A 24,411-nucleotide genomic window follows, 5' to 3' on the forward strand; every position below is an offset into this window, starting at 1 on the left:
GTGCCCCACATCGATTCACCCGTTGGCTTGGACAGGGGTTCGTCAGCCTCGCGCGTGGTCCACAGCGTCGAGGATAGTCGCTGTCACGGCGTCGGGCTGGGAGGCCGCGAGCCGTCCTCCAGCACCTTGACCGCGTCGCGCAGCCCCCGCAGAGCGATCTTCTCGCGCTCGACGTCCGTCGGGTCGTACAGCCACTCGGTGACCGGCTGCCACACCTCCTCGTCCGGATGGCCGGCCTCGGCGATGATCAGCTCCTCCTCGATCTCGACGTGGAGCTCGTACAGGAACTCGTTCTCACCGTTCGGGGTGATCATGTCTCCTCCAAGGGATGTACAGCCGGCCTGCTGACCGCGTGGATCAGCCGGTCGGCGGCCGGCATCGGCTCGATCAGGATTGGCCGGACCCCGAACCGTTCGGCGGCCCAGGCCGCCGGCCCGCCGACTCCCGCGCCCACATCGAGCAGCCGCATCCCGGGCGTCGGCGGTCCAGCCCGCGACATCGCCGAACTCGGCGACCATCGGCAACGCGGTCACAACAACCTCCCCCGTTCAGCGGTGTGGCCCGATCGCCAGCTAAGACAGGACAGCCCCGGCATTTGTGACAAGATCCGGCTATTCAACGAGCTTTCCCACGGTTGAGACCTCGCGCATGAACGCCGCGATCTCAGCGGGAATCGGCGGAATGCTCTCCCGCTCCACCGATCCGGGGCCGGACCACCCGAGGTTGACCTGCAGTGCGGGGTCGAGTTCCGGGTCGTCGGAGCGGTTGCGACAGCCACGGGTCTCGCGGCGCTCGATCGCGGTGTCGACGGTCGCCCGCAGATCGGCCCCTCCGGTCCCGATGACCAGGACGGACGTGGCGATTCTGTTCTCTGATGCGTACATGACGCTCCTTCAGCTACGGGCCGCCCAGATGGCGACGGCGACCAGCGCGACGCAGGCGGCCGCGATCAGCCCGACCACGGCGGCCACCCCGATCCAGGGCGCCGCGAGCGGCGACAACACGACGGCGCCGACGCACCCTGCCACGGCAGGGCGGGGGATGACGGAGTCCGCGTCGACCAGCGCATGCACCACCCGGAGCAGGATGAGATACACCCCGACCGGGATGGCGACCGCGTAGCCGATCGCCATCGGCGATGCCGCCACCTGGCGCCCGCTCTGCTCCACCGCCACCTCGAGTCCGGCGCCAAGAGCCGCCAGCGCGGCGAAGATGCCGAAGTGGCCGTACCCCCACCAGTACGACCGATGACGCCGGTCGCTGAGCCCCTCCCCTGCCTTGACCAGGAAGTACAGCCACCACATGGCGAACAGCAGGACGAGACCGGATCCGGCGATGGCGACGAGGGGAGCCGCTTCGAGCGCCGCTTCAACTCCTCTGCTCGCGGCCAGGACACTCTCGCCCAGCAGGATGATCGTGAACAGGCCGTAGCGCTCGGCGATATGGTGCGGGTGCCAGGTGGTTGCCCTGACCCGCTCCGCCCACCACGGCACCGCCAGCTCCAGGACGACCAGGCAGGCGAAGAACGGCAGCTGGAGTGACGCCGGCAGGAATCCCGTCCCCAGGAGAGCGAGTCGGAACAACCAGCCCAACTCGACCAGACCTATGCCCGCGGCGTAGCGGAGCCCCGTACGACGGCTCGCCGGGTCTTCGAACGCGGCCCTCAGCCATTGGGCGACAAGCCCGATCCTCATGATGAGGTAACCCAGGGTGATGATCCCGTAGTCGGAGCGGCCGACCGCGGCGGGCACGCCGACGGCGAGGACCAGCACCCCCGCCATCTGCACCATGGTCAGCAGCCGGTAGGGAACGTCGTCGGTGTCGTAGGACGAGGCGAACCAGGTGAAGTTCATCCACGCCCACCAGATGGCGAAGAACACCTGGAGGAACGGGACCAGCCCGGTCAGGCCGTGATCTTCAGCGATGGCGTGCGCGAACTGCGCCGTGATGGCCGCGACCGCGATCACGAAGGTGAGATCGAAGAGGAGCTCGAGCTGGCTCGACGCGCGATGCGGCTCGTCGACGGGCCGGGAGCTCATCTGGACCCGGATCCTGACGGTGGTCCTGGTCGAGGGCACGCTCACGCTCCTGTCGCTCTTACGGCATCCGGTTCGCCAGGAAAGACCGGACGGCGTCGCGATCTGTGACAGCTCGTCGGGTGGTTGTCACACGTCGAGAGGCCACTCCTCGGCCGGGGACATGGCCGCCTCCAGGAGCCCCCTTCTCATCCGCCCGACCGACCAGGCCCGATAGAGCGGCGACACCGGCCTCCACGTACGGTGCGCTCGCGAGGGTGTTCCGCCCCTGATCGGATCTGGCGGGCGACGCCGGCGGCGAGCAGTTCTTCCAGTCCGGCAAGATCGCCGGACTGCGCGGCGGCGACGAACGTCTGTGCGAGGCGCCGATGGGCGGTGCTGCTCACCTGGTGGCGCCGCTCGGTGGCAAGGTGGTCACGGGCGCGTCGCAGGAGTCGCCGCGCGTGCTCTTCGCCCAGGTGGAGGATCTCGGAGATCTGGCGGTAGGGGTAGTCGAAGGCAATGCGTGGGAGATAGACCGCTCGTTCGGCGGGGGTCAGTCTCTCCATCAGCAGCCGGATCGCCGTGCCGACCGCCTCTCGTCGTTCGGCTGCCGTCTCGGGGCCTGCAGAGAGCTCCATCGTCTCTGGAAGCCAGGGACCGGCGGAGGTCTCGCGACGCCTGCGGGCGGACTGAGCGACATTGATGGCGAGCCTCGTGGTGGTCAGCGCGAGGAACGCGGGCGGGCTGATGACGACCGACCGGTCTGCGCGGGCCCAACGCAGCCACGTCTCCTGCACCACGTCCTCGGCCTCGCCCACGTCCTGCAGGACGCGCAGACCGATCGCGAAAAGCCGGGGTGCGGCGCTGACGAACGCCGAGGCGTCTCCGTCCCCTCCTGTGATCGACCGCTCGTCGGTCTGCTCTGCGTGGTCTGTGTGCGACTCCAGCAGGTTCATGGTCACGATCTCCGCTCCGTTCGCCCCGGCATCCGGCGATGCCACTGCGATCACGGTCGCTTCCCGGGTCCCACCATCGCGCCCCGGGGACACCGTGGTCGGTACCGTGGCCCGCTCCACCGGCTGGACTTCCTGCACCGCTTCGCCACGGCCTCCGGCATCCACCAGCACGCCGAAGGCACGAATCTCGGACTGGACCACTTCCTGGCAGACCTGGCAGCCGACACGCAGCACTTCAGCCCGCTGCCCGCGGACATACCCCTCCCGCCGCACCCGACGATCCGCTCGGTCCCGCTGATCGACCCCACACCGCTGTACGCCTGGTCACATTGCGCTGGTAGGCGAGTGGGGAACGACCGTGGGCAGCGCAGTCGGGGCTGGACTGCTTGGCGGGAGCGCCGAGCTGCCGGGGTACGGGATCAGGCCTTCTGGCGCTCGCCGCACGAGGTGCGGGCGACCAACGTAGGCGCGAAGACCAACTCGACCGGCCCGCTGGGGCGGTCGACCACGAGTTCGCCCGCCTTCAGGCCCATCTGGTAGGAGGGCTGGGCGATCACGGTGATCCCGAGCGCGGTGGCCCACGGAAAATCGTCCATCGTCACGAACGCGATGTCGCCGGGGATGGCGATGCCGCGAGCGGTGAGGGCCGCGTGGACCGCGACGGTGAGTCGGCCGGTGGTGCAGACGATCGCGTCCAATGGCTCGCCGCGATCACGGCCACGGACGAGCAGCGTGTCGACGGCACCGCTCACCTCGTCTTCGGTTTCCGCGACCATCACCGCGTCCTCGGGCAAGGGCAGCCCCAGGTCCGCGAGGGCCCGCCTCAGCCCCGCCGTGCGCTCGATCTGAGACGTGCGGCGTCCCGAGGACACGACGCCTATGGACGACCGCCCGCACCCGGCCAGATGGACGGCCATCAGCCGCCCGGCCTCGACGTTGTCCAAGCTGATCGAGTGCATGCCGGGCGGCGCGTCCAGCACGGAGCGCGCGATGATCACGCAGGGGGTGCCGTTCTCGGCCATCCGGCGTGTCCGGCCATCGGTCGCTTCGCCGGTCGTCACGATCAGGCCACGCACCCTCTGTTCGTCCATGGTCCGTACCTGGGCGACCTCGCGGTCGACGCGATGGAAGGTGTTGGCGAGCATGACGAGGCTGTCGTTTGCGGCCGCCACCTCGTCGATGCCGCGGATCAGGTCCAGGTAGAACGGGCTGCTCAGGTCGCGGATGACGACTCCGATCGTGCTGGAGCGTCCGGCGAAGACGCCCCTGGTGAGCGCGTTGGGGGTGTACTCGAGACGAGCGACCGCTTCCCACACCCGGGTGGTGGTCGCCTCGGTGACGGCGCCGCCGTTGAGGACGCGGGAGACCGTGGCCGTGGACACGTCGGCGTCCGCGGCGACGTCGCCGATGGTCGCTCGTTTCACCATGATTCTCCCGGTCCCCCCAGCAGTTCCGGCGCCGGTCAGGCGGCGACGCGCCGACCGGCTCTCGCGACGATCTCGCCACCGACCATGACGATCCCCACGTGGTGGAGCTCCGCAGGGTCCGTCAGCACGAGGTCGGCGATCGTTCCCGGCAGGATACGGCCACGCCGCGGCGCCACGCCGGGGATGGCGTCCGCGACGTTGGCGGTCGCCATCGCGACCGCCGCCGGCAGACTCACCACACCCGCCTTGATGGATCGGTCGATCGCCAGCAGGATCGGGTCGTGGTGGCCGCCCGCGTAGTCGGTCGAGATCGTGTCGACCACCCCCGCGGAAAACATCGCATAAAGCAATTCCGGCCCCGTTGTGAGCCGCTGTGCCCCGAAGGTGTCCAGGGTGGAGACATCCACGATCGCACCCATCTCCTTGAGCCGTCCGGCGTGCTCGACCGCCTCGCGGAGCTCGAAGCTCGAGTGGTTGGAGTGCCCGGCGATCAGCGTCACGTCCGTCTCCGCGATGGAGGCGACCTGGGTCATCGATGCCGCCGCGTTGTGCACCAGCACCGGGACACCCGCCTCGCGAGCTTGCCCGGCCGCCTCGGCGAGCCCGTGCAAGGCGATGTCGAAGGCCGGCAGCACGATGCCGGAGACGATCTCACGGGTGTCCTCGACCGAGAGCGTGCCAGTCAGGCCCGCGCTCGCCAGGGCCTCTTCGACACGGTCCCGATCGAACGCCTTCTCCGAGATGTGCCGGCCCAGCACCGCGGTCTTCAGCCCGTTCGCCTGCCGGGGTGTGATCTTCACGCCGGTACGTCTCTCGATCTCGGCCGGGATGTACATGTAACTCGCCCCGCCCCCACCGAGGGTGTGTCCCGCCCCGATCTCGCCGAGCGCGACCGCGCCGGCGCGTACCGCGTGCCGCGCGGTGAACATGCGGTTCGCCTCGGTGAGGCCGCCGCCGTCGGCGATGGTCGCCGCCGCCAGGCACGCCGGGGTGTTGCACGAGGCGAGTTTGACGTTGATCGGGTGCACTTCACCGGTGCGCGCGAGCGCCTCGGCGGTGACGAACCCGTCCACGCAGAGCACCGTGGTCGTCCCTTCCAGCAGGTGCCGGTCGAGGTTGGCGAGGACCTGCTCGTGTGGCAGGCCCACGTGTCCGCTGGGAAACAGCGGTCCGTACGCGGTGCCATGTGTGTGGTTGTTGATCAGTCCGGGGATCATCAGCATTCCGGCCGCGTCAACGATCTCGTCCACCGTGCCGTAGGCGTCAGCCGGTCGCGCGGGAACGATCTCGCGAATGGTGCCCCCCGCGACGACGATGTCCACCCCGTGCCGTGGATCCGTGCCCGTGCCGTCGACCAGGTCGCAGCCATGCAGGACGATCGTGCGCATGATCCCTCCGTTACCGGGCCGCCAGTGCCGGCCGCTCGAACCGGAACGCGGCCAGCGCGTCGTCGTGGTCCTCACCGAGCACCTCGCCGGCGACCAGGTCGCCGGCGTGCACGCTGAGCGTCGCGCCGCTGTGCGAGACCGCGAAGTGGAAGTTGGGCAGCGCGACGACCCGGCCGAGTACCGGCAGGCCGTCGCCGGGGATGGGCCGTTGACCGACCCGGACGGCTTCCACGGTCGAGGCTCGCATTCCCGGGTACAGCGCACGACCGGCCTCGACCACCTTGTCGATGGCCGACGGGTCGACGCTGATCTCCCCGGTGCCGGACACGTGTGCCGTGCCGTCGATCTCATGGGTGTGCAGCAGCAGCCGCCCGCCGCCATCCGGGCGTAGGTGGACGTGCGGGGCATGGATGACGCGCGAGACCGATACCGCGACCGGTGAGGAGCAGACGAGCACACCGCGGGTGTTGCGCATGGGCAGAACCAGTCCGGCCAGCGCGGCGATCCCGGCGGCCTGGGGTCCTGCACAGTTCACGACCGCATCCGCGAGGAGCCGCCGGCCGGAGGCGAGCCGCACGGCGCGCACCGTGCCCGCAGTCACCTCCAGTGCGGTGACGGCGTCGTTCGCCGCCAGTTCGGAACCGCCGGCCACCGCCCTCGACAGCAGGTGGGCGATCAGGCGCACCGGCTCGATCCAGCCTTCGCGCGGGAAGTAGGCGATCTCGCCTGCCGGCAACTCGGCGGGGTCCATGTCCGGTTCCAGGCCCAGCGCCTCCGCTCGGCTGAGCCACCGTGCCTCGTATCCGTAGTCGAGGACGCCCGCAACCTTCTTGCGCAGTGCCTCGCGCCCGGCGTCGTCGGCGGCCCATTCGAGGTTGCCGCCCTCGTGGTACCAGTCGCCATGAGGCACGTCGGTGGCCAGCTTGCGATGGGCCGCCATACTCGCGACGCTGAAATCGTGGTACGACCGCGGCTGCTTGCCGCAGGAGTTGGTCCACGAGAACGTCGCACCAGAGCTGCCAGCCGCCGGTGCACCGGCGTCAACGACCGTGACACGAGCGCCCCGCCGCGTCAGCGCGGCGGTCACCGCCGCACCGTAGACGCCGGCACCGATGACGACCACATGCTCGACCATGCTGATCCGGTCTCCCTCGTCTTTCGTGGGGCTTATCGGGTCGTTTCGGGTGTCGCCGATCTCGGCGCTCATCGTCTAAGCCGGGGCGAATGAAAGAGAACTGATGACCTCGGCTCGACGGCTTACGCCCTCTCGAAAGTAACTAGTTGCTGTAACTAGTTACAAACAAAGCATGCGCCGTTCCGCGTGTCAATCGAATCTGCCCCTGCACGGTGTCGGGTCTCATGATCTGCGTGACAGATCATGCTCAGGACCTGTGTGACGCTCAAGAAGGTCATCGCGTCCTTGCCGGACTTCCCCTGCCACACGAAGAGCACTGTTCAGGTCAAACCAGAAGTGCATCGAGGAGGCGCGTTCAGAGTCGGCAGCTTCAACCTCTACAGAACGCAAGACGGTAAGCGTCGTGTAGAGACCATCTTGCTGAGCCCACTCCTGTGGAAGTTGGAACTTTGCCGCTTGCTCGATGATGTGGGCGTCTCGTGCCGCAAGCCGATCAGCGCCCTTCGGCACGAGGTACTCGTCCAGCAGAGATCCAATAGCAGCATCACCAACAGCAGTCGCACGGACCACCTCATCAGAGATGTCTCCAATAGTGATCCGAGCATCCCAGCCGTCAACGGTGAAGCGCTTAGTCATGACCACAGAAGCATTTCGCTTGCAGGTGTCTCGCGCCCGGAAGATACGAACTGCCCATAGCTTGGTCACTACGGTCCGCCTCGGGGACGACTGCCAGAACTGGCGACTCTCTGCTCCATAGCTCGCACAGCAGAGACAAGCCGCCTCCAAGCTCTGGCTAGGAGTACCTTGGTCACTCAGTTAGTCATCCAGCAACGGAAAAGGGTGTCACGTGATCACGTGACACCCTTGCCGACCAGCTGAAACCTGGTCGGGACGACAGGATTTGAACCTGCGACCCCTTGACCCCCAGTCAAGTGCGCTACCAAGCTGCGCTACGTCCCGGTTGTCCTGCGCCCTCTCGGGCGGGACGTCATAACCTTAGCGCAGATCGAGGGGGCTTCGCACACGGCGACGCCCACGAGGGCAGGCGATCGCGCGAAGGGCGAGGGGCACCGTGGGGCGTAAGGCGTTGATCGACCAGGAGGAGTTGCGGCGGCTGGCCGGGCAGGGGTTGTCGAACGCGGAGCTGGCCGCGCGGTTCGGGGTGAGCGAGTCGGGGATCTTGCAGGCGAAGCGGGCGGCAGGTCTCTCGAAGCCGATGCTCGACCACTCGCGGGCCATCCCGTGGAAGCTGGACCGCGCGCACAACCAGTCCGGACCCGCGACGAACCTGCGCAATCTCTCGTCCGTGGCGCAGGGGCGGGTGATCCCGGCCGAGAAGCTGAACACGGCGCTGCGCTGGGCCGGGCGGCTGGTCGCCTCCGGGATGGACATCTCGTACGAGCCGAGTCGCGGGTTCCTGGAGGTTCCCGCCTCTTCTGAGGACTGGCTCGTCGAGAGGATGCTGAACGAGGCCAGGAAGGCTCTTGAGGTCACCGTGCCCTCTGAGGGCATCGAGGATCACTAGATCATGACGTCCTGCCCGAGAGGGCGATGGGCGACCGGGACGTAGCGCAGCTTGGTGGCGCACTTGACGGGGGGTCAAGGGGTCGCAGGTTCAAAGCCCGTCGTCCCGACCGGGTTTCGGCTGGACGGAGGGGTGAGCACCGGAAACCAGCCGAAGCCAGAGAAGGAGGCCACGATCAGAAACTCCGCAAAGAAACGGTCAATACCCGAAAAATCGCGGTAAAACGTCAAATCAAGTCTAAATAGTGGCACGCCAGAGATGTTGGCAACCGGTTTCGAGCCTTGACCCCAGGGCAGCGCACGGGTACAAGCGCCTACACGACCGGAGGCAGACATGTCCACCGTGATCTGGGTGGCCGTCATCGTGGTCGCGGTGGTGGCGATCGCTGCAGTCGGCTATTTCGTGATGCAGCAGCAACGCCGACACCGGCTTCGCGACCGTTTCGGCCCCGAATACGAACGTACCGTGCAGGAGCGTGAGAACCGGCGCGATGCCGAGCAGGAGCTCATCGCCCGCGAGCAGCGCTTCAGCTCCCTCGACATCCGCGCCCTGGACGCCGGGACGCGCGAGGTCTACGCGAAGAAGTGGATGGAGGTCCAGGAGCGTTTCGTGGACGCTCCCGGCTTCGCGGTGACGGAGGCCGACCACCTGGTCACGTCCGTGATGGCGGAGCGGGGCTACCCGACCGAGGACTTCGAGCAGCGGCTCTCCGACCTTTCGGTCGCGCACGGCCGCACCCTCGACCACTACCGGCAGGCTCACGAGATCAGCACCCGGGCCGCCCGTAAGGAGGCCTCCACCGAGGAGCTCCGGCAGGCCATGGTCCACTACCGCGCCCTGTTCGAGGAGTTGCTCGAGGCCCCCGGCACCTCGACCCCGGACCCCTCGGTCAACGGCGACCGGCACTCCCGGCGGACCGAGACCGCCGACCGGGACGCCACGATTCCCGCCGACCGAGACGCCCGGCACCCGGACTCCACCCAGCCCGAGACCATCGACGACGCCGAGCGAGCCCCGCGACGCGACCCCCAAGGACGGTGACCCGAATGAACGACCGATTCAGCACGGACAAGGACCGGCTGGTCCACAAGGCGGACGAGGACGACCTGAACACGCCGCGCCACGGCGAGGAGGTCGCCCCCGAGTTCCGGGAGCCGCACCACGGTGACGCCGGCCGCACGGAGGCCTCGTCCCTCGACCCGGACACCGGGACGCGCGACCCGCTGATCAGTGACCGCGACGACGTCCTCGTCGTCGAATCGAGCGACGACCGGCACACCGCCGTCGAATCGGACACCTCGTTCGACGACGACCGGCGCGACGTGGCGAACGACGGCGTGCCGGGTGACTTCGACGGTGACGGCAGGAACGACAGCCCGTTCGCCCACGCGCAGCCCTCCGCCACCACCCCGGGTACGCCGGTGACCGGCGCGTACGACTCCCCGGTCGCCTCCGATCTCCCCGGAAGCACCGCGGACCGGCCGGACGACGTGCTCGACGAGAGCACGGGCTTCACCGACGCCGAGCGGACCGACCAGACGCCCGCCACCACCGCGCCCACCACGGCCGGAGCCCTGTTCGACCAGGACGCCGACGACGTACGGCGGCGCTGGCAGGAGGTCCAGGCCGGTTTCGTGGACGATCCGCGTGACGCGGTGGAACGGGCCGACTCCCTCCTCGACGAGGTCACGGGTTCCCTCAGGAACGCGCTGGAGACCCGGGCCACCGAGCTCCAGGGGCGTTGGAAGAACACCGAGAAGAACGACACCGAAGATCTCCGGACCGCTCTGCGTGATTACCGCGCGACCTTGGAGCAGCTCCTGAACATCTCCGCCGGGACGAGGTGACCCATGCTCGCAATCGCCGCCGCCGTCGTTTTCGGCCTTGGATTCCTGCTCGATCTGATCAACACCAGACTCGGCCCGATCAGCGGGACAGGCTTCCTGCTTCTCGGACTCCTGCTCCTGGCGCTGCACCAGGCCGGGATCGGCTCGGCCGGTCCGCGGACCGGCGGGGGTGGAGGCGGCTGGCGCCGTAGGCGCTAGACCCTCCGCTCACCGGCTGCCCCGCACCGGGGAAAGTCTGCTCCGAGAATCGGGAACACGGTCGCCGAAGGAGCCGAAGGAAAGGGCCCCGTCCACATGGACGGGGCCCTTTCGACTGTCCTGATCTTCGTCGGCTGCGGGGGAAGCCCCCCGACGGCCTCCAGGGCATGCGGAAACCGGCGTCGAGGGCGCTGGGACGCGCCTCGCGCCGGCGAAGGAAGGGAGGTGCGGGAAAAGCCGGTGGGCGGCGTACGTGGCCACGTACGCCGCCCACCGGCTTTCCAGGGCCTCCGAGCACCTCCCCGGAGAAAATCAGACCTTGAAGGACATCGTGATGAACGTGCCCGAGGCCCCGGTCTCGAACTTGATGTCGGAGCTGACCATCCGGGCCACCCACAACCCCATGCCGCTGGTCGCCTGCGGGCCGGGAGGCGTCTCGCCCGGAGCGGGTCCCGGGTCCCACTGGCCCTCGTCGTGGATCTCCACGAGGAGGGTCCGGCCGACCGTCCACATCCGCAACACCGCCTTGGCGGTGGTGTGACCGTGGATGACCGCGTTGGTGGCGACCTCGTTCAGTGCCACCAGGAAGTCGGAGAGGTTCTCCTGGGACATGCCACTCCGCACGGCCTGGGCGGCGGCGAAGTCGCGGACGTCGGGGAGATCGGGAAGGCAGAAGGCGAGTTCGGCGACGGCGGCGCCTGCGGGGATCATCCGGGAACGGCCGCCACTCGCCGTGAAACGAGCGGGACGAACACCGTCCTCGTTCACCCGAGATCCGCCTCCCCTGTTCCCGTTCGCCGTTGTCCTCAGCATCCGGGATCCATTCAAACGCACCTTACGCCACGTCCGTTGTCGCCGACTGGGGTGCCCTGCAACGGGCGGTCTATTCAGCATTCGGCGACAAGTTCCTCACGGAGCTGGTCAAGCACCTTCCGCAGGATACGGGACACGTGCATCTGGGAGATCCCGAATTCCGCCGCTATCTCGGCCTGGGTCATGTTGCCGAAGAAACGCAGCAGGAGGATGTTCTTCTCGCGCTCCGGCAACTTGTCGATCAGCGGCTTGACCGCCTCGCGGTCCACGAGCGTGCCCAGAGCGTCGTCCTCGTCGGGGATCACGTCGCCCAGCGCGCCCGCGTCGTCGTCGGCGCCGAGGGGGGCGTCCAGTGAGAGCGCGCTGTAGGCGGCGGAGGCGTCGAGGGTGAGCAGGACGTCCTCTTCCGAGATCTTCATCTTCGTGGCCAGCTCGGCGACCGTGGGGGCTCGGCCGAGGTCCTGGCTGAGGTCCGCGACCAGGCGGTTCAGCTCGGCCCTGCGCTCCTGGTAGACGCGGGGAACGCGGATGGCCCAGGTGCGGTCGCGGAAGTGGCGCTTGACCTCACCGGTCATGGTGACCACGGCGTAGCCGCGGAAGGGGTGCCCGAGGGTCGGGTCGAAGCCGTTGATGGCCTTCATGAGCCCCACGTACGCGGCCTGCAGGAGGTCCTCCATCGGCTCGCCGCGGTAGCGGTAACGGCGGGCGATCTCCATGGCGAGGTGGCGGTGCATCTCGACGATGCGCTCACGCAGGCGCTCGGCGCGGTATTCGGAGATCTCAGGCAGGGACATCTCGGCGAGGAGGTCCTCAGCGGTCATGTCGGTGATTTCGAGTGCCTGAACAGACATTGCTGCTCCCTGGTATTACTGTCGGGCGAGCCGACCACGGAAGCAACATCCGGGCAGACGGCATCGCCTCGACCAATTTTCGAGGCGAGGCCCTCTGCTGGACCTCTGGGTTCCAGTATTCCCCCGAATCCTGGAGTATTACTCGCCCCCAGGTAACAGTAAGGTTGCTAATCGAATGGCACGAGGAGGCCCTGAGTGACGGTGTCGGAGAACGGCGAGAGATCGGCAGCCCTGACTCTCACGTCGGCGCTGGTCAGTGGGATCAACGTGATCCGGGTGACGGGTCTGCTTGACGCGACGACGAGGGATCAGTTCGCCGACTACCTGGCGGCGGAGACCGGCGAGCACGGTCTCGACATGGCGCTGGATCTGAGCGGTGTGACCTTCATGGACTCGCGCGCGCTGGGACTCATCGTCCACCACTGGCAGGTCAGCACCACCGCGGGCGCCAAGTTCGCCCTCATCGGGGTGGAGTACGCGAAGACCAAGGTGATGTGGATCACAGGGCTGGCCCAGCGGCTGCCCCTGTACGACACGATCGACGAGGCGATCGCCGCCTTTGGATAGCCCCGTTTTCCGCACGTGCCGCCTCGTCGCGGGTCGGCCATGTCCGAGGAGGCGGGGCGGGTTACCGCCCGGGTTCGGGCAGGGGCACGTGCGGAAGGCGGAGCCGACCGGTGACGGCCCCCCGGTGCTCTCCTGACGATCCCGGGCCGGCCGCCGGCCGCCGGCCGCCGGCCGCCGGAAACCGCCCCCCACCGGGACCTCAGCCCTCTCTCTTCTTCGTCTCGCGGTTGCGCTGGTGCTCCTCGACCAGCAGCTTGGCCAGGTCCGCGACCTTCACCTGGTGGTGCTGCGAGATGCGGCGCAACTCGTCGAAGGCGGCCTCGGCCGAGCAGCCGCTGGACTTCATGATGATGCCCTTGGCCTGGTCGATGATCGCCCGGCCCGCGAGGGCCTCCTGCATCTGGGCCGCGTCGGTGCGTACCTCGTCGTAGTCCCACATGTTGGCGAGGGCCACACCCACCTGTTCGGCGAGCATGTCGGCGAGCGGAGGGACGTTCCTGGCCGCGAAGACGCCGGGACGCACCCCGTACATGCCGAGGACCAGGACGGCGTGCTCGATGACGATGGGCATCGCCAGGACCGAGCGGACGCCGCAGCGCACGGCCATGCCGGCGTAGGCGGGCCAGCGGGGCTCGTGCAGGACGTCCTGGACGATCACGTGGCGCCCGGTGGCGCGGGCCTCGGACGAGGGCCCCTCGCCGATCTCCCCCTCGCTGTCGAGCAGGACGATGAGCTCGCTGTGGGAAGCTGAGACGACCATCCGTTCCTGTCGCCAGAGCTCGGCGGAGCCGCCCGCGCAACCGGGCACGCCGCCTGCGAGAGTGGCTGTGAGACCGCGTAGCACGCTCTCACTCGACGTTTCCTCGCTCACCCTGCCGAGGGCGGCGAGGTCCCGGGCGAGAACGGGGGTGACCATGTCCATCTCGCGACTCCCCTCCCCTGTGTCGCTAACTTAACCACTATCCGACCGCGCATCGATTCGGCCCACCGGGTGGCGTACCGTCTACGACGGGACCAGCCCACTCCGGCCCCTGACGAGGACGAGCATTGACCGACGCCATTGGCCTTCAGACCCTGGAGCAGGCGCTGAACGCGCTGACCACCAGGATCTCCTCCCTGCGCGAGGCGAAGTCCGCCTACCCCGCCGACCCCCGGTCCACACTCGACGCGGCGCTGGCGGAGCTCGACACCGCCCGTGAGCTGCTGGACGCCTCGGTGCGCGAGCTGCGCAAGGCGCCCAAACGGTCGGGAGAGCGGGAGAGCGGGTCACAGCGGGAGCTCAAGCTGTTGCGGCAGGTGTTCCGCACCTTCCCCATCCCCGTGGTGGTGCTGGATGCCTCCGGGGTGGTGCGGCGGATCAGCGCCGAAACCTCCCGGATGCTCGGCAGCCCGGCGGGATACCTGATCGGCCGCTCGTTCCCGCTGTTCGTCGACGTCTCCCGGCGGGCGGCGTTCCGCTCGCACCTGACGGCGGTCCAGCAGGGCGGCCAGACCGCGACCCTCCAGACGCGGCTCGCCCACCAGGGCCGCGCGCACACGGTTCAGCTCGCCGTCACCCGGCTGACGATGCCGGGAGAGCCGCAGGAGATGGTCGCGGTCATGATCTTGCCGCTGGAGGCGCAGGTGGCGGGCCCGCCGCACGGCCCGGCCGACCGCTCGGACGCCACCCTGGTGATGGCCGCGGCGCGCCGGCAGGAGCTGCTGTCCAGGATGACCCGCCTGCTGCTCGACGAGGAGAGCCTGCGCCAGCCGGTGACCGTCACCAGGGCCGCCCGGCTGCTCGCCGCCGAGTGGGCCGACTGGGTGATCGCCGACGTGGTCCGCGACGGCATGCCCAAACGTGCCTGCGTGCTGGGCCCGAGCGACAAGCCGGTGGCCCAGCTGCTCCGCCTCGCCGAGGGGATGAACCCGCTGACCGCTCCGGCCGTCGCGCACGTGCTGACCGGCGGCTCCGGCGTGGTGCACGAGATGCTGGAGGACGACAGGCTGCTCGGTGACGTTCCCGGTGGCCCGCCGCTGCTGCGGGTGATGGGCGCCGCCTCGGTGCTGATCGTGCCGATCGGCGGCGAGAGCGGCGTGCTGGGAGCCCTCACCCTGGTGCGGCTGCGCGACCGCGAACCGTTCTCGCTCGCCGATCTGGGGCTGATGGAGGAGATCGGCGCCCACCTGGGGCTCGCGCTGCGCGCGCGGCGCAGCTTCCAGACCCGTTCCCGGGCGGCCGACGCGCTGCGGACCAGCGTGGTGCCCAGGAGCCTGCCGGACATCCCGGGATTCGAGGCCGCGGCCATCTACAACGCGGGTTCCAGCCCGGTCGGCGCCGAGTTCTACGACGTCTTCCGCGTCGGCGACGGATGGGGTTTCGCCCTCGGAGGGGCCGCGGGCAAGGGTGAGGAGGCCGCGTCGGTCAGCGCCATGGTCCGCAACGGCCTGCGCGTGCTCAGCGTCTGGGAGACCGACCCCGGCGAGGTGATGCGCAAGCTGAACCAGGCCCTGAACGCCCAGCACAACGGCATGTTCGTGATGGCGGTGACCGGGTTCATCAAGGCGCGCAGGATCAGGCTGGCCAGCGCGGGGCACCACCCGGCCGCGCTGCTGCTGCCCGACGGCGGGGTCCGGTTCACCGCGGGGGGTGGCGTTCCGCTGGGCATCGCTCCCGAGGCGGAGATGTTCACCGAGGAGCTCACCCTGGCCTCGGGCCAGACCCTGGTCTTCTACTCCGACGGCCTGGTCGCCTCGCAGAACGAGCTGGGTGAGTCCTACGGCGAGATCAGGCTGGCGGACGTGCTGGCGCGCTGCGTGGCGCAGTCCCCCGCCGAGATCGTCAAGACGGTGGAGGAGGACCGGCACGCGTTCTCCGGCGGGAGAGTCTGGGATGAGATCGTGATCCTCGCTCTTCGCGTCGTATGAGCCGGATAACCGGTCGAATTCGGTGCTGACAGCCGGGCGAACACCTCGACATCCCCTTGACCAGGAAGAACGCGGGAGCCGATCACACGTCCTGAGCTCCAGGGCCGAGGAGTCGCGGCAGCGCGGGACGTGTCGGGAGGCCCGGCTTCGCCTCAGGGGTTTGGCTTCTGCGCGGATCGGGGTATGGTTGACCTCATACAGACGTGTGCCTAAGACGCAGGCACCCCTGAAGGAATCACAGGCTTTTTATGCCTATCTCCTCCCAGAGGTGTGCCGTGAACATTGCATTCGTCTCCTCCGAGGCCCTCTCCTCCACCCAGGACGAGTCCGATCTCGCCGCCCAGCGCGCTCACCTGATGGCAGTGGCCCGTGAGCTCGGCCGCGAGCACAAGGTCACGATCTACACCCGTAGGAACTCCGACTCGGAGAAGGCCAGGGTTCGCGTGTCGCAGGGCGTCACGCTGGAGAACCTGACCGCCGGCCCCGCGCAGGACCTTCCGGAAGACAGCGTCCTGCCCTACCTGTCCGACCTCGGCGACCAGCTGATGCACCGCTGGGGACAGGACCGCCCGGACGTCATCCACGCGCACTCCTGGACCGGCGGGCTCGCCGCGATCGCCGGAGCGAACGGCCTCAACGTCCCGTTCACCCAGACCTTCAGCAGCGAGAACTCCCGCGACGCCAAGAAGGTCCGGCTGCAGCGGGCCATCGGGCGCCGGGCCAGCGCGGTGATCGCCGGGTGCGGTGACGAGGAGAGCTCGCTGATCCGGCTGGGCGTGCCGCGCCGCAACATCTCGGTCATCCCGTGCGGCGTCGACGTCGAGCGGTTCCGCCGCCAGGGTCCGGCCGCCACGCGCGGCACCCGCCCCCGCCTGCTGCACGTGGGTCCGCTCACGGCCGACAAGGGCGTGCACACCGCGCTCCGCGCGCTGGAGGGCATTCCCGAGGCCGAGCTGATCATCGCCGGTGGTCCCGCGTCCGTGGACCTGGAGCACGACGCCGAGGCGCACCGCATGATGCTGCTGGCCAAGGAGATCGGCGTCGACGACCGGATCACCGTTCTCGGGCACGTCCCGCACGCCTCGATCGCCAAGCTGATGCGCAGCGCCGACGTGGTGCTCTCCCTTCCCAGGGAGGCTCCGGCGGGCGTCGTGGCGCTGGAGGCCATGGCCTGCGGCGTCCCCGTCATCGCCTCGGCCGTGGGCGCCCACCTCGACTCCGTGGTGGACGGGGTGACCGGCCTGCTGGTGCCCGCCGACCGCCCGGCGCAGACCTCCCGTCTGACCCGCGAGCTGCTCGCCGACCCGACCCGCCGCACCGCGCTCGGCTTCGCCGGTGCCGACCGCGCCCGGTCCCGCTACTCGTGGGAGCGGATCAGCCAGGAGCTCGTCCACGTCTACGAGACCGCGCTCTCCGGCTCCGCCCGCTGACCGCGTCCGCCGCGCCGGCCGGGCACCGCGGGCCACACGGAACACGCTCCGAGACCGGGGATCCCTTCGAAGGGGTCCCCGGTCTTCGCGTGTCGGGCCCGTGTGCACAAGCGTGACCTACAGGGTGCCCTCGGTGGCGTTCGACGTGTCGTGTCGCGCTCGCGTGCACGGACATGACGGCTCACGGCGAGTACGTGCGACGTCTACGACCGGGCCACGCGACGGTGCAGGACGACGCCGAGGCCGCTGGCGGCCAGCAGGACGACCCCGGCCAGGACCAGGATCACCGCACCGCCCACGGCGCCGTCCGTCCAGTCCCAGACCGCCTCGGGGACCGCGAGCGTCAGCCCGGCCACGCCACTGACGATCAGCACCCAGGCGCGCCACCGCCGGTACAGGGCCAGGCAGGCGAGCGCGATCGCCGCGGTCAGCCAGTATCCCCAGGCGCCTCCGTCCCACAGGACGGGCCACTGACCGCCGAAGAGCGCGATCGCCGCCCCCATGCCCAGGCCGAGGTCGCGCGGGACGAGCACCCCGGCCAGGGCGGCCGTCAGGATGAGCAGGCCCAGCGCGACATAGGCCAGGCCCCAGCCCGCGCCCTCCCGCCCGGCGAGGACGTCCAGCAGGCCGGTCACCGTGACCAGGGCGAAACCGCCGCAGGCCAGCAGGCCGATCGCGGTGGGCAGCAGCGCGTAGGCCGTCGCCGCGACCACCAGCCCGGCCACCCCGGCGACGAGTCCCTCGTGGCGGTCGACCACCACCCCCGCGCACAGGGCCGCCGTGGCCGAGCCCAGCGCGGCGAGCGTGGCCGCGACCCTGCCCTGCACGGCGGCCGTCCTGCCGGTCGCCGACCGCGCCGCCGCGCCGAGCCCCACGGCCACCGCGAGCAGGAGGACCGTGACCACGGCGAGGACCGCGATCCTCGCCGGCTGGGTCATCCGGTCCCAGCCCAGGCCGACGAAGGCCGCGGCACCGGCCAGGACGAGTGCGCCGCCGACGTACGCGAGGATCTCGCTCCACCTGACCCGGTCGCCGGCCCCCGGCTCACGCAACGCCTCGCCGACGGCGCGGGCGACCGGCTCCACCTGCTCGGGGCGGAGCTCGCCGGACTCCACCAGGCCGGCCAGTGCTCGCCGTACGGCGTCAACGTCGTTCATGTGCGGAATCGTGGCACACCCTGACCCGGACGGCACCCCCCGAACCAGTGGGACGTATGCGAAAACGAAATACCCCTGTTACTGGAGTGCGATTGTTGCTTTGATGTCCCCATGTCGATTCGTGGCACGTTCCTGGGCGTCCTGGCCGCCGCCCTCGCCCTCTCCTCGCTGCCCGCGACGGGGGCGGCCGCGCGGACGGACCCGTCCACCCCGCGCGGGTGGGGCAGCCCGATCCTGGTGGAGAACTTCAACGGCACCCGCGTGGACGACCGCAAGTGGGTCGTCTACCACTCCCCCGGCGCCGAGACCAACCCGCGCACCGGACGGGCCTCGACCGTGGGCGGCGGCGTCCTGCGGCTCAAGGGCGGCTTCTACGGCGGCAGGGACCTGTCGGGGGGCATCGCGACCCGCGGCGCCCAGCGGTACGGGCGCTGGGAGGTGCGGCTGCGCGCCGAACGCGGCGCGGGCTACACCCCCGTGGCGCTGCTCTGGCCGTCCGACCAGGACGGCGGAGAGTACGCGGAGGTCGACTTCGCGGAGATCATCGATCCGAGCCGCAGGTCGGGCGGGATCTTCGTGCATCGCGGCGAGCGGCCGCAGGCCCAACGGCAGATGAGGGCCGACTTCACCCGGTGGCACACGGTCGCGGTCGACTGGCTGCCCGGACGGCTGACGTTCTGGCTGGACGGCAGGAAGGTGTGGGACTACCGGGGGCCGAACGTGCCGAGGAGCCGCTCCATGCACCTGACGCTCCAGAACGACGTGACGTGCAACCAGTGGTCGCCGTGCCGTAACGGCTCCACTCCTCCGACGGTCAGCATGTACGTGGACTGGGTGAAGATCTACCGGGCCCCTGTCTGACGGGACCCGGGGCTCAGAGCAGGTGGGCCGCCTTGAGTGCGAGGTGGACCAGCAGGCGGTCCTCACCGTCGGCGAGGTTCCTGCCGGTGAGCCGCTCCGCCTTGGCGAGCCGGTAGTAGAGCGTCTGGCGGTGCACGCCGAGCGCGCCGGCGGTCTCCTGGACGTGACCGGCGCGGTCGAGGTAGCTTTCCACGGTCCTGGCCAGCTCCGGGTCCTCGGCCAGCCCGGCGACCTCTTCCGCGAGCTCCCGCAGCCCCGCCGGTGACATGCGGGCGAGCAGCCGGTAGACGCCCAGTTTTGGCCAGGTGGCGACGGGCGCGAGCGCGGGCACCCGTCCGGCGACGCCCAGCGCGTGCACGGCCTCCCGCCAGCTTCGCCAGGCCTGAGCGGGCTCGTCCCTGGATGCACCGACGCCCACCACCGTTCCGTACATGCCCTGGATCCGGTCGGCCAGTTCCCCCGCCTGGCCCGCCGGGGCCAGGAGGGCGACCAGTGGCTCGCCCCGTACGGGAAACGCGGGGTCGGCGAGCACGGCGCGCGGGAGCGTCCAGAGGGCGGCGACCCGGTCCGGGGAGACGCGGGCGGCGATCGCCGCCACCGGGCCGCGCACGTCGTCCAGCCGTGTCAGTGCCCGGGAGCGTTCCTCGGCGTCGGAGGAGAACAGCTCCCGTAGGTTCGCACCCAGGTCCTGACGGCTGCGGGCCTCCTGGGCGAGGACGGTGGCGGCCCTGGAGACCAGGTCGCCGACCGAGGCGAGGGCCTCGTCACCGAGTGTGCCGTCGTCGAGGAGCCACAGGTAGCCGTAGGTCACCTCGTGGTGCCGCAACGGCACGCACACCCGCGCGAGGACTCCCAGGTCGGCGTCGGCGGGGATGCGTACGGGGCCGCGTGCCCCGGCGATGCCGTACCCCTCGAAGTAGGCGCGTACCTGGTCCGTCGCACGGCGTCGCAGAATGGACTCCTGGCGCACCACGTCGATGTCGCCGCTCTGCGCGGCGTAGGCCAGGAGCTGGAAGGCCCGGTCCTCCAGGGTGGCCGAGGCGCCGAGCCTGGTGGCGATCTCGTCTACCGTCTCCTGCAACACCCCACCATTGTCATACATGTGTATGAAAGCCCCGCCCGTCGATCGTGGCAGATGCACATGATGGCCGGGCGAGCGGAGGTTTTAGGCTGGAAACATGTTCGGTTCTCTCCTTCTCGGCGCGTCCCGGTCGCCGCTGGTACGGCGCGCGGTCTCCGGCGTACCGCTGACCCGCAAGGTCGTCGATCGTTTCGTCGCGGGCGAGACGCCTCGGGAGGCGGTCGAGGCGATCCGCGGGCTCGCCGCCTCCGGACTCGCCGTCACCGTCGACCACCTTGGCGAGGAGACGAGAGACTCCGCCGCCGCCGCCCAGACGGCCGGCGCGTACGTCACGCTGCTCGGCGCGCTGGGCGGGCTGGGGCTCGGTGACCGGGCCGAGGTGTCGGTGAAGCTCTCCGCGGTCGGCCAGGCGCTCGGCGCCGACGGCGACAAGATCGCCCTGGAGAACGCGCGGCGGATCTGCGAGGCGGCCGGCGACTGCGGGGCGAACGTCACCCTCGACATGGAGGACCACACCACGGTCGACTCCACGCTGGAGACCCTGCGGGCCCTGCGCCTGGACTTTCCCTCCACCGGTGTCGCCGTGCAGTCCTACCTTTTCCGCACCGAGGCCGACTGCCGCGACCTCGCGCACGAGGGATCGCGGGTGCGCCTGGTCAAGGGCGCCTACGCCGAGCCCGCCTCGGTGGCGCATCAGAGCAAGAACGAGGTCGACAAGGCCTACGTGCGCTGCCTGCGGATCCTCATGTCGGGGGCGGGCTACCCGATGGTGGCGACGCACGACGACCGGCTGATCTCGATCACCGAGACGCTCGCCGACCGGTTCTCCAAATCCCGCGGCGACTACGAGTACCAGATGCTCTACGGGATCAGGACCGACAAGCAGCTCGCCCTCGCCGGAGCGGGTCACACCGTGCGTGTCTACATCCCTTACGGAGACGACTGGTACGGCTACTTCATGCGCCGCCTGGCCGAGCGTCCGGCGAACATCGCCTTCTTCCTTCGTGCCCTTGGAGGCAACTAATGGATGCCATCTCCACCGTTCCCGCCCCGGTCAACGAGCCGGTGCTCGGCTACGCGCCCGGCAGCGCCGAGCGTACGGCGCTGGAGAACCGCGTCAAGGAGCTCGCCGGCGCCCAGCTGGACCTGACGATGACGATCGGCGGCGAGCAGCGGATGGGCGGCGGCGCCCCGATCGACGTGGTCCAGCCGCACAACCACGCCTCCGTGCTGGGCCGCATGGCGGACGCGAACGCCGACGACGTGCGCGCGGCGATCGACGCCTCGCTCGCGGCGGCGCCCGCGTGGCGGGCCCTGCCGTTCGACGAGCGTGCCGCGATCTTCCTGCGGGCCGCCGACCTGCTGGCCGGCCCCTACCGGCAGACGCTGAACGGCGCGACGATCCTGGGCCAGTCCAAGTCCGCGCAGCAGGCGGAGATCGACGCGGCCTGCGAGCTGATCGACTTCCTGCGCTTCAACGTGGACTTCGCGCGGCGGCTCCTCGCCGACCAGCCGGTCTCCTCGCCCGGCGTGTGGAACCGGATGGAGTACCGGCCGCTGGAGGGCTTCGTCCTGGCGATCACGCCGTTCAACTTCACCGCCATCGCGGCGAACCTGCCGTCGGCTCCCGCCCTGATGGGCAACGTCGTCGTCTGGAAGCCCTCCCCCACCCAGCAGTTCTCCGCGCACTTCACCATGCGCCTGCTTGAGGAGGCGGGGCTGCCGCCGGGTGTCATCAACATGGTGACCGGCAACGGCTCGGCCGTCTCCGAGGTCGCGACGACCCACCCCGAGCTGGCGGCCATCCACTTCACCGGCTCCACGCCCACCTTCCAGCACCTGTGGTCCACGGTCGGCGCGAACATCGCCTCCTACCGGTCCTATCCGCGCCTGGTCGGCGAGACCGGTGGCAAGGACTTCGTGCTCGCCCACCCCTCGGCCGACCCCGCGGCGCTCACCACGGCGCTGATCCGCGGCGCGTTCGAGTACCAGGGGCAGAAGTGCTCGGCCGCCTCCCGCGCGTACGTGCCGCGCTCGGTCTGGTCGGTGATCCGCGACGAGCTCGTGGGCACCGCCGAGTCGCTCACCGTCGGCGACGTGGCCGCGGACCTGTCGACCTTCATGGGCGCGGTCATCGACGAGCGGGCGTTCGCCAAGCACAGGGCCGCGATCGACCGGGCCCGCTCGCTCGACTCGATCAACGTGCTGACCGGGTCGTACGACGACTCGACCGGCTACTTCGTGAGGCCGACCATCCTGGAGTCGGCCGACCCCACCGACGAGATCTTCGTCAAGGAGTACTTCGGGCCGATCCTCGGTGTGCACGTCTACGACGACGCGGACTTCGACACGGTCCTGGACCAGATGGAGGGCGTCTCCCCGTACGCGCTGACCGGTTCGATCATGGCCCAGGACCGCTACGCGATCGCCTCGGCCTCGGAGCGGTTGCGCTTCGCGGCGGGCAACCTCTACATCAACGACAAGCCGACCGGCGCGGTCGTCGGCCAGCAGCCCTTCGGCGGAGGCCGGGCGTCGGGCACGAACGACAAGGCCGGGTCGATCCTCAACCTGACCCGCTGGGTGAGCGCCAGGACCGTCAAGGAGACCTTCGCCCCGCCGACCGACCACCGCTACCCGCACCAGGGCTGACCTTCCCCGGACGGTCGGCAGGAGCCCGACCTGACGACGGCTTCGACATGAGGCCGAGGGGTAAGGAAGGTCTGGGAGACAAGGGGCGAAGGCGCCTTGGGATACGGCCGATCCTTCGGTAAAGCGGATGATCGTGTCGCGGGGATGTAGGAGATGGAAGGGGCCGCGAGGTGAGTGAGCGCGTGTCGGCGGTGGCGTGGCGGTGAAGCCCTCTCCCGGCCCCGAACGGATGCTGGTGGAGTTGCTACGGGCCAGTCACCTGGCGGCTCTGGAGCAGATTCCGGGCCTGGTCGCGGAGCACGCCGTGTCCGCGGGCCTGGCCGAGGTGCTGATCTACCTGGCGGATCTGCAGTGCAACGTGCTTCGTCTGTTGACCGGTGAGGGGGCGAGCACGGAGGTCGGCGAGTTGCGCATCGACGCGACCCTGGCCGGGCGGGCCTTCCAGGAGGTGCGGATCCTGGTCGGCGTCGGCGAGGGCACCGAAAGGGACACTGACGAGGACACTGACGAGGACACCGACGGGCCGCAACGGTGGTGGGTGCCGCTGTTGAACGGCGTCGAACGCATGGGGGTGCTGCGCGTCGGCGTCGAGGCCGCCGCCGACGCGCAGATCCAGGACAACATGCGGGACCTGGCGTCGCTGGTGGCGCTGTTGCTGATCGACAAGCGTCCCTACAGTGACTCCTACGCCCGGCTGGTGCGTACCCGGCCGATGCACGTGGCCGCGGAGATGCAGTGGACGTTGATGCCGCCGCTGACCTTCGCCGATCAGCGGGTGACCATCGCCGCGGCGCTGGAGCCGGCCTACGAGGTCGGCGGGGACGCCTTCGACTACGCGCTGGCCGGCGAGGTGGCGTATCTGGGGATCTTCGACGCGATGGGACACGATGTCTCGGCGGGGCTGAGTGCCAACCTGGCGGTGGCCACCTGCCGTAACAGCCGCCGTCAGGGCACCGGCCTGGCGGCGACCAGCGAGGCCGTCGAGCAGGTCCTGATCACCGAGTTCGGTCAGGCCACCCGTTTCGTCACCGCGATCCTGGGTGATCTGAACACCCGCACCGGGGTGTTGTCCTGGGTCAACCGAGGTCATCATCCGCCGGTGGTGATCCGCGGCGGCCACTGGGTCGCCACGTTGGAATGCCCTCCGGCCACCCCGATGGGCCTGAACCTGGGCACGGAGATCGTGACGTGCCGTGAACAGCTGGAGCCCGGAGACCGGGTGGTGTTCTACAGCGACGGCATCACCGAGGCCCGCAACGCCGTCGGCGAGGAGTTCGGTCTGGACCGGTTCGTCGACTTCATCATCCGCCGCACCTCCGACGGCCTGCCCGTGCCCGAGACGCTGCGCCGCCTGATACGCGGCGTGCTGAACTACCACGACGGTCGCCTGCAGGACGACGTCACGGTACTGCTGGTGGAATGGCACGGCGACGCCCACGAGCGGCTGCACCTGTGAAAAGGAGAGCTCTTCCCCGGCCGTCGGACCACCGCCACCCGCACATGGGTCGATGTCGCACGGTCCGGTCTGCATCGGCCCGATCTCAAGAAGCGCGACTGTCTTCGAACAGGCCGCGAAAACGGTGACGCCTGGGTTTCGCATC

24 protein-coding genes and 2 tRNA genes are annotated in these 24,411 nt (G+C 69.6%); 12 read left to right on the forward strand and 14 right to left on the reverse strand.

All coding sequences use genetic code 11. From position 1 onward, the window contains the following. Positions 1-83: 83 nt before the first annotated feature. The 9 genes from ACFY3D_RS00315 to ACFY3D_RS00355 form a co-directional block, all read right to left on the reverse strand. Positions 84-314, reverse strand: coding sequence for a hypothetical protein (locus tag ACFY3D_RS00315; protein WP_389972975.1), 231 nt, complete (start codon positions 312-314; stop codon positions 84-86). Positions 315-611: 297 nt separating this feature from the next. After that, on the reverse strand, positions 612-884 hold the full coding sequence (locus tag ACFY3D_RS00320; protein ID WP_389972978.1) for a hypothetical protein: 273 nt from the start codon (positions 882-884) through the stop codon (positions 612-614). A gap of 9 nt (positions 885-893) precedes the next feature. Then, on the reverse strand, positions 894-2,078 hold the full coding sequence (locus ACFY3D_RS00325) for a low temperature requirement protein A (RefSeq protein ID WP_389972981.1): 1,185 nt from the start codon (positions 2,076-2,078) through the stop codon (positions 894-896). Between the two features lie 146 nt (positions 2,079-2,224). Next, entirely contained in the window at positions 2,225-3,208 is a 984-nt protein-coding gene (locus ACFY3D_RS00330; protein WP_389972984.1) for a sigma factor-like helix-turn-helix DNA-binding protein, read from the reverse strand. A gap of 185 nt (positions 3,209-3,393) precedes the next feature. Next, positions 3,394-4,401: a LacI family DNA-binding transcriptional regulator gene (locus ACFY3D_RS00335; protein ID WP_389972987.1), complete on the reverse strand. Its 1,008-nt coding sequence runs from the start codon at positions 4,399-4,401 to the stop codon at positions 3,394-3,396. Positions 4,402-4,436: 35 nt separating this feature from the next. Continuing rightward, positions 4,437-5,789: an amidohydrolase family protein gene (locus ACFY3D_RS00340; RefSeq protein WP_169988444.1), complete on the reverse strand. Its 1,353-nt coding sequence runs from the start codon at positions 5,787-5,789 to the stop codon at positions 4,437-4,439. Positions 5,790-5,799: 10 nt separating this feature from the next. Then, complete coding sequence (locus ACFY3D_RS00345; protein ID WP_169988446.1) at positions 5,800-6,924, reverse strand: FAD-binding oxidoreductase; 1,125 nt, start codon at positions 6,922-6,924, stop codon at positions 5,800-5,802. 222 nt (positions 6,925-7,146) lie between these two features. Continuing rightward, positions 7,147-7,629: a hypothetical protein gene (locus tag ACFY3D_RS00350; RefSeq protein ID WP_389972991.1), complete on the reverse strand. Its 483-nt coding sequence runs from the start codon at positions 7,627-7,629 to the stop codon at positions 7,147-7,149. Between the two features lie 178 nt (positions 7,630-7,807). Beyond that, positions 7,808-7,884, reverse strand: a tRNA-Pro gene (locus ACFY3D_RS00355). Between the two features lie 112 nt (positions 7,885-7,996). On the opposite strand from ACFY3D_RS00355, the gene ACFY3D_RS00360 reads away from it, so the two are divergent. The 5 genes from ACFY3D_RS00360 to ACFY3D_RS00380 all read left to right on the forward strand — a co-directional run bounded on the left by ACFY3D_RS00360 (position 7,997) and on the right by ACFY3D_RS00380 (position 10,494). Continuing rightward, positions 7,997-8,449, forward strand: a complete 453-nt coding sequence (locus tag ACFY3D_RS00360) for a hypothetical protein (protein ID WP_389972994.1) — start codon at positions 7,997-7,999, stop codon at positions 8,447-8,449. 35 nt (positions 8,450-8,484) lie between these two features. Further along, positions 8,485-8,558, forward strand: a tRNA-Pro gene (locus ACFY3D_RS00365). A 224-nt stretch (positions 8,559-8,782) separates the two neighbouring features. Then, entirely contained in the window at positions 8,783-9,490 is a 708-nt protein-coding gene (locus ACFY3D_RS00370) for a hypothetical protein (RefSeq protein ID WP_389972997.1), read from the forward strand. 5 nt (positions 9,491-9,495) lie between these two features. Beyond that, complete coding sequence (locus tag ACFY3D_RS00375) at positions 9,496-10,296, forward strand: hypothetical protein (protein WP_389973000.1); 801 nt, start codon at positions 9,496-9,498, stop codon at positions 10,294-10,296. A 3-nt stretch (positions 10,297-10,299) separates the two neighbouring features. Further along, entirely contained in the window at positions 10,300-10,494 is a 195-nt protein-coding gene (locus tag ACFY3D_RS00380) for a hypothetical protein (protein WP_350947031.1), read from the forward strand. A 312-nt stretch (positions 10,495-10,806) separates the two neighbouring features. Here the strand turns inward: ACFY3D_RS00380 and ACFY3D_RS00385 are convergent, their stop codons facing one another. Together ACFY3D_RS00385 and ACFY3D_RS00390 are read right to left on the reverse strand one after the other, a co-directional pair. Continuing rightward, a complete protein-coding gene (locus tag ACFY3D_RS00385) occupies positions 10,807-11,205 on the reverse strand; it encodes an ATP-binding protein (protein ID WP_389973003.1) in 399 nt (132 codons plus the stop codon). Between the two features lie 176 nt (positions 11,206-11,381). Then, positions 11,382-12,158 (reverse strand): SigB/SigF/SigG family RNA polymerase sigma factor, encoded by a 777-nt coding sequence (locus ACFY3D_RS00390; RefSeq protein WP_350947029.1) that lies wholly within the window; start codon positions 12,156-12,158, stop codon positions 11,382-11,384. Between the two features lie 195 nt (positions 12,159-12,353). On the opposite strand from ACFY3D_RS00390, the gene ACFY3D_RS00395 reads away from it, so the two are divergent. After that, positions 12,354-12,725, forward strand: coding sequence for an STAS domain-containing protein (locus ACFY3D_RS00395; RefSeq protein ID WP_350947028.1), 372 nt, complete (start codon positions 12,354-12,356; stop codon positions 12,723-12,725). 199 nt (positions 12,726-12,924) lie between these two features. Here the strand turns inward: ACFY3D_RS00395 and ACFY3D_RS00400 are convergent, their stop codons facing one another. After that, positions 12,925-13,647 (reverse strand): ANTAR domain-containing response regulator, encoded by a 723-nt coding sequence (locus tag ACFY3D_RS00400; RefSeq protein WP_389973006.1) that lies wholly within the window; start codon positions 13,645-13,647, stop codon positions 12,925-12,927. 125 nt (positions 13,648-13,772) lie between these two features. Between ACFY3D_RS00400 and ACFY3D_RS00405 the strand changes: the two genes are divergently transcribed. Together ACFY3D_RS00405 and ACFY3D_RS00410 are read left to right on the forward strand one after the other, a co-directional pair. Beyond that, on the forward strand, positions 13,773-15,632 hold the full coding sequence (locus tag ACFY3D_RS00405) for a SpoIIE family protein phosphatase (protein ID WP_389973009.1): 1,860 nt from the start codon (positions 13,773-13,775) through the stop codon (positions 15,630-15,632). A gap of 275 nt (positions 15,633-15,907) precedes the next feature. Then, on the forward strand, positions 15,908-17,062 hold the full coding sequence (locus ACFY3D_RS00410; RefSeq protein WP_389973012.1) for a glycosyltransferase: 1,155 nt from the start codon (positions 15,908-15,910) through the stop codon (positions 17,060-17,062). 203 nt (positions 17,063-17,265) lie between these two features. On the opposite strand, the gene ACFY3D_RS00415 is transcribed toward ACFY3D_RS00410, so the two are convergent. Further along, on the reverse strand, positions 17,266-18,219 hold the full coding sequence (locus ACFY3D_RS00415; RefSeq protein WP_389973015.1) for a hypothetical protein: 954 nt from the start codon (positions 18,217-18,219) through the stop codon (positions 17,266-17,268). Between the two features lie 111 nt (positions 18,220-18,330). Here ACFY3D_RS00415 and ACFY3D_RS00420 point away from each other — a divergent pair, with 111 nt between their 5' ends. Then, positions 18,331-19,080: a glycoside hydrolase family 16 protein gene (locus ACFY3D_RS00420; protein WP_389973018.1), complete on the forward strand. Its 750-nt coding sequence runs from the start codon at positions 18,331-18,333 to the stop codon at positions 19,078-19,080. 13 nt (positions 19,081-19,093) lie between these two features. Here the strand turns inward: ACFY3D_RS00420 and ACFY3D_RS00425 are convergent, their stop codons facing one another. Then, complete coding sequence (locus ACFY3D_RS00425; protein ID WP_389973021.1) at positions 19,094-20,164, reverse strand: PucR family transcriptional regulator; 1,071 nt, start codon at positions 20,162-20,164, stop codon at positions 19,094-19,096. Between the two features lie 94 nt (positions 20,165-20,258). Here ACFY3D_RS00425 and ACFY3D_RS00430 point away from each other — a divergent pair, with 94 nt between their 5' ends. The 3 genes from ACFY3D_RS00430 (at position 20,259) to ACFY3D_RS00440 (ending at position 24,266) form a co-directional block, all read left to right on the forward strand. Further along, positions 20,259-21,185, forward strand: a complete 927-nt coding sequence (locus tag ACFY3D_RS00430) for a proline dehydrogenase family protein (RefSeq protein ID WP_389973024.1) — start codon at positions 20,259-20,261, stop codon at positions 21,183-21,185. Further along, positions 21,185-22,810, forward strand: a complete 1,626-nt coding sequence (gene pruA, locus ACFY3D_RS00435) for an L-glutamate gamma-semialdehyde dehydrogenase (RefSeq protein WP_389973027.1) — start codon at positions 21,185-21,187, stop codon at positions 22,808-22,810. Before ACFY3D_RS00430 ends, pruA begins: the two co-directional genes overlap by 1 nt. Positions 22,811-23,039: 229 nt before the next feature. Continuing rightward, a complete protein-coding gene (locus ACFY3D_RS00440) occupies positions 23,040-24,266 on the forward strand; it encodes a PP2C family protein-serine/threonine phosphatase (RefSeq protein WP_389974309.1) in 1,227 nt (408 codons plus the stop codon). Positions 24,267-24,411 lie beyond the last annotated feature (145 nt).

The organism is Streptosporangium sp. NPDC000509 (genome assembly GCF_042898365.1).
In the GTDB taxonomy this organism is placed as follows: Bacteria; Actinomycetota; Actinomycetes; order Streptosporangiales; family Streptosporangiaceae; genus Streptosporangium.

Excerpts from the sequence above, each read along its gene's own strand:
- ACFY3D_RS00315 (WP_389972975.1), bottom strand. The coding sequence starts at position 314 with ATGATCACCCCGAACGGTGAGAACGAGTTCCTGTACGAGCTCCACGTC.
- ACFY3D_RS00370 (WP_389972997.1), top strand. The coding sequence starts at position 8,783 with ATGTCCACCGTGATCTGGGTGGCCGTCATCGTGGTCGCGGTGGTGGCG.
- ACFY3D_RS00375 (WP_389973000.1), top strand. The coding sequence starts at position 9,496 with ATGAACGACCGATTCAGCACGGACAAGGACCGGCTGGTCCACAAGGCG.
- ACFY3D_RS00415 (WP_389973015.1), bottom strand. The coding sequence starts at position 18,219 with ATGAACGACGTTGACGCCGTACGGCGAGCACTGGCCGGCCTGGTGGAG.
- ACFY3D_RS00420 (WP_389973018.1), top strand. The coding sequence starts at position 18,331 with ATGTCGATTCGTGGCACGTTCCTGGGCGTCCTGGCCGCCGCCCTCGCC.
- ACFY3D_RS00345 (WP_169988446.1), bottom strand. The coding sequence starts at position 6,924 with ATGGTCGAGCATGTGGTCGTCATCGGTGCCGGCGTCTACGGTGCGGCG.
- ACFY3D_RS00440 (WP_389974309.1), top strand. The coding sequence starts at position 23,040 with ATGCTGGTGGAGTTGCTACGGGCCAGTCACCTGGCGGCTCTGGAGCAG.
- ACFY3D_RS00320 (WP_389972978.1), bottom strand. The coding sequence starts at position 884 with ATGTACGCATCAGAGAACAGAATCGCCACGTCCGTCCTGGTCATCGGG.
- ACFY3D_RS00380 (WP_350947031.1), top strand. The coding sequence starts at position 10,300 with ATGCTCGCAATCGCCGCCGCCGTCGTTTTCGGCCTTGGATTCCTGCTC.
- ACFY3D_RS00335 (WP_389972987.1), bottom strand. The coding sequence starts at position 4,401 with ATGGTGAAACGAGCGACCATCGGCGACGTCGCCGCGGACGCCGACGTG.
- ACFY3D_RS00390 (WP_350947029.1), bottom strand. The coding sequence starts at position 12,158 with ATGTCTGTTCAGGCACTCGAAATCACCGACATGACCGCTGAGGACCTC.
- pruA (WP_389973027.1), top strand. The coding sequence starts at position 21,185 with ATGGATGCCATCTCCACCGTTCCCGCCCCGGTCAACGAGCCGGTGCTC.
- ACFY3D_RS00340 (WP_169988444.1), bottom strand. The coding sequence starts at position 5,789 with ATGCGCACGATCGTCCTGCATGGCTGCGACCTGGTCGACGGCACGGGC.
- ACFY3D_RS00430 (WP_389973024.1), top strand. The coding sequence starts at position 20,259 with ATGTTCGGTTCTCTCCTTCTCGGCGCGTCCCGGTCGCCGCTGGTACGG.
- ACFY3D_RS00400 (WP_389973006.1), bottom strand. The coding sequence starts at position 13,647 with ATGGACATGGTCACCCCCGTTCTCGCCCGGGACCTCGCCGCCCTCGGC.
- ACFY3D_RS00385 (WP_389973003.1), bottom strand. The coding sequence starts at position 11,205 with ATGATCCCCGCAGGCGCCGCCGTCGCCGAACTCGCCTTCTGCCTTCCC.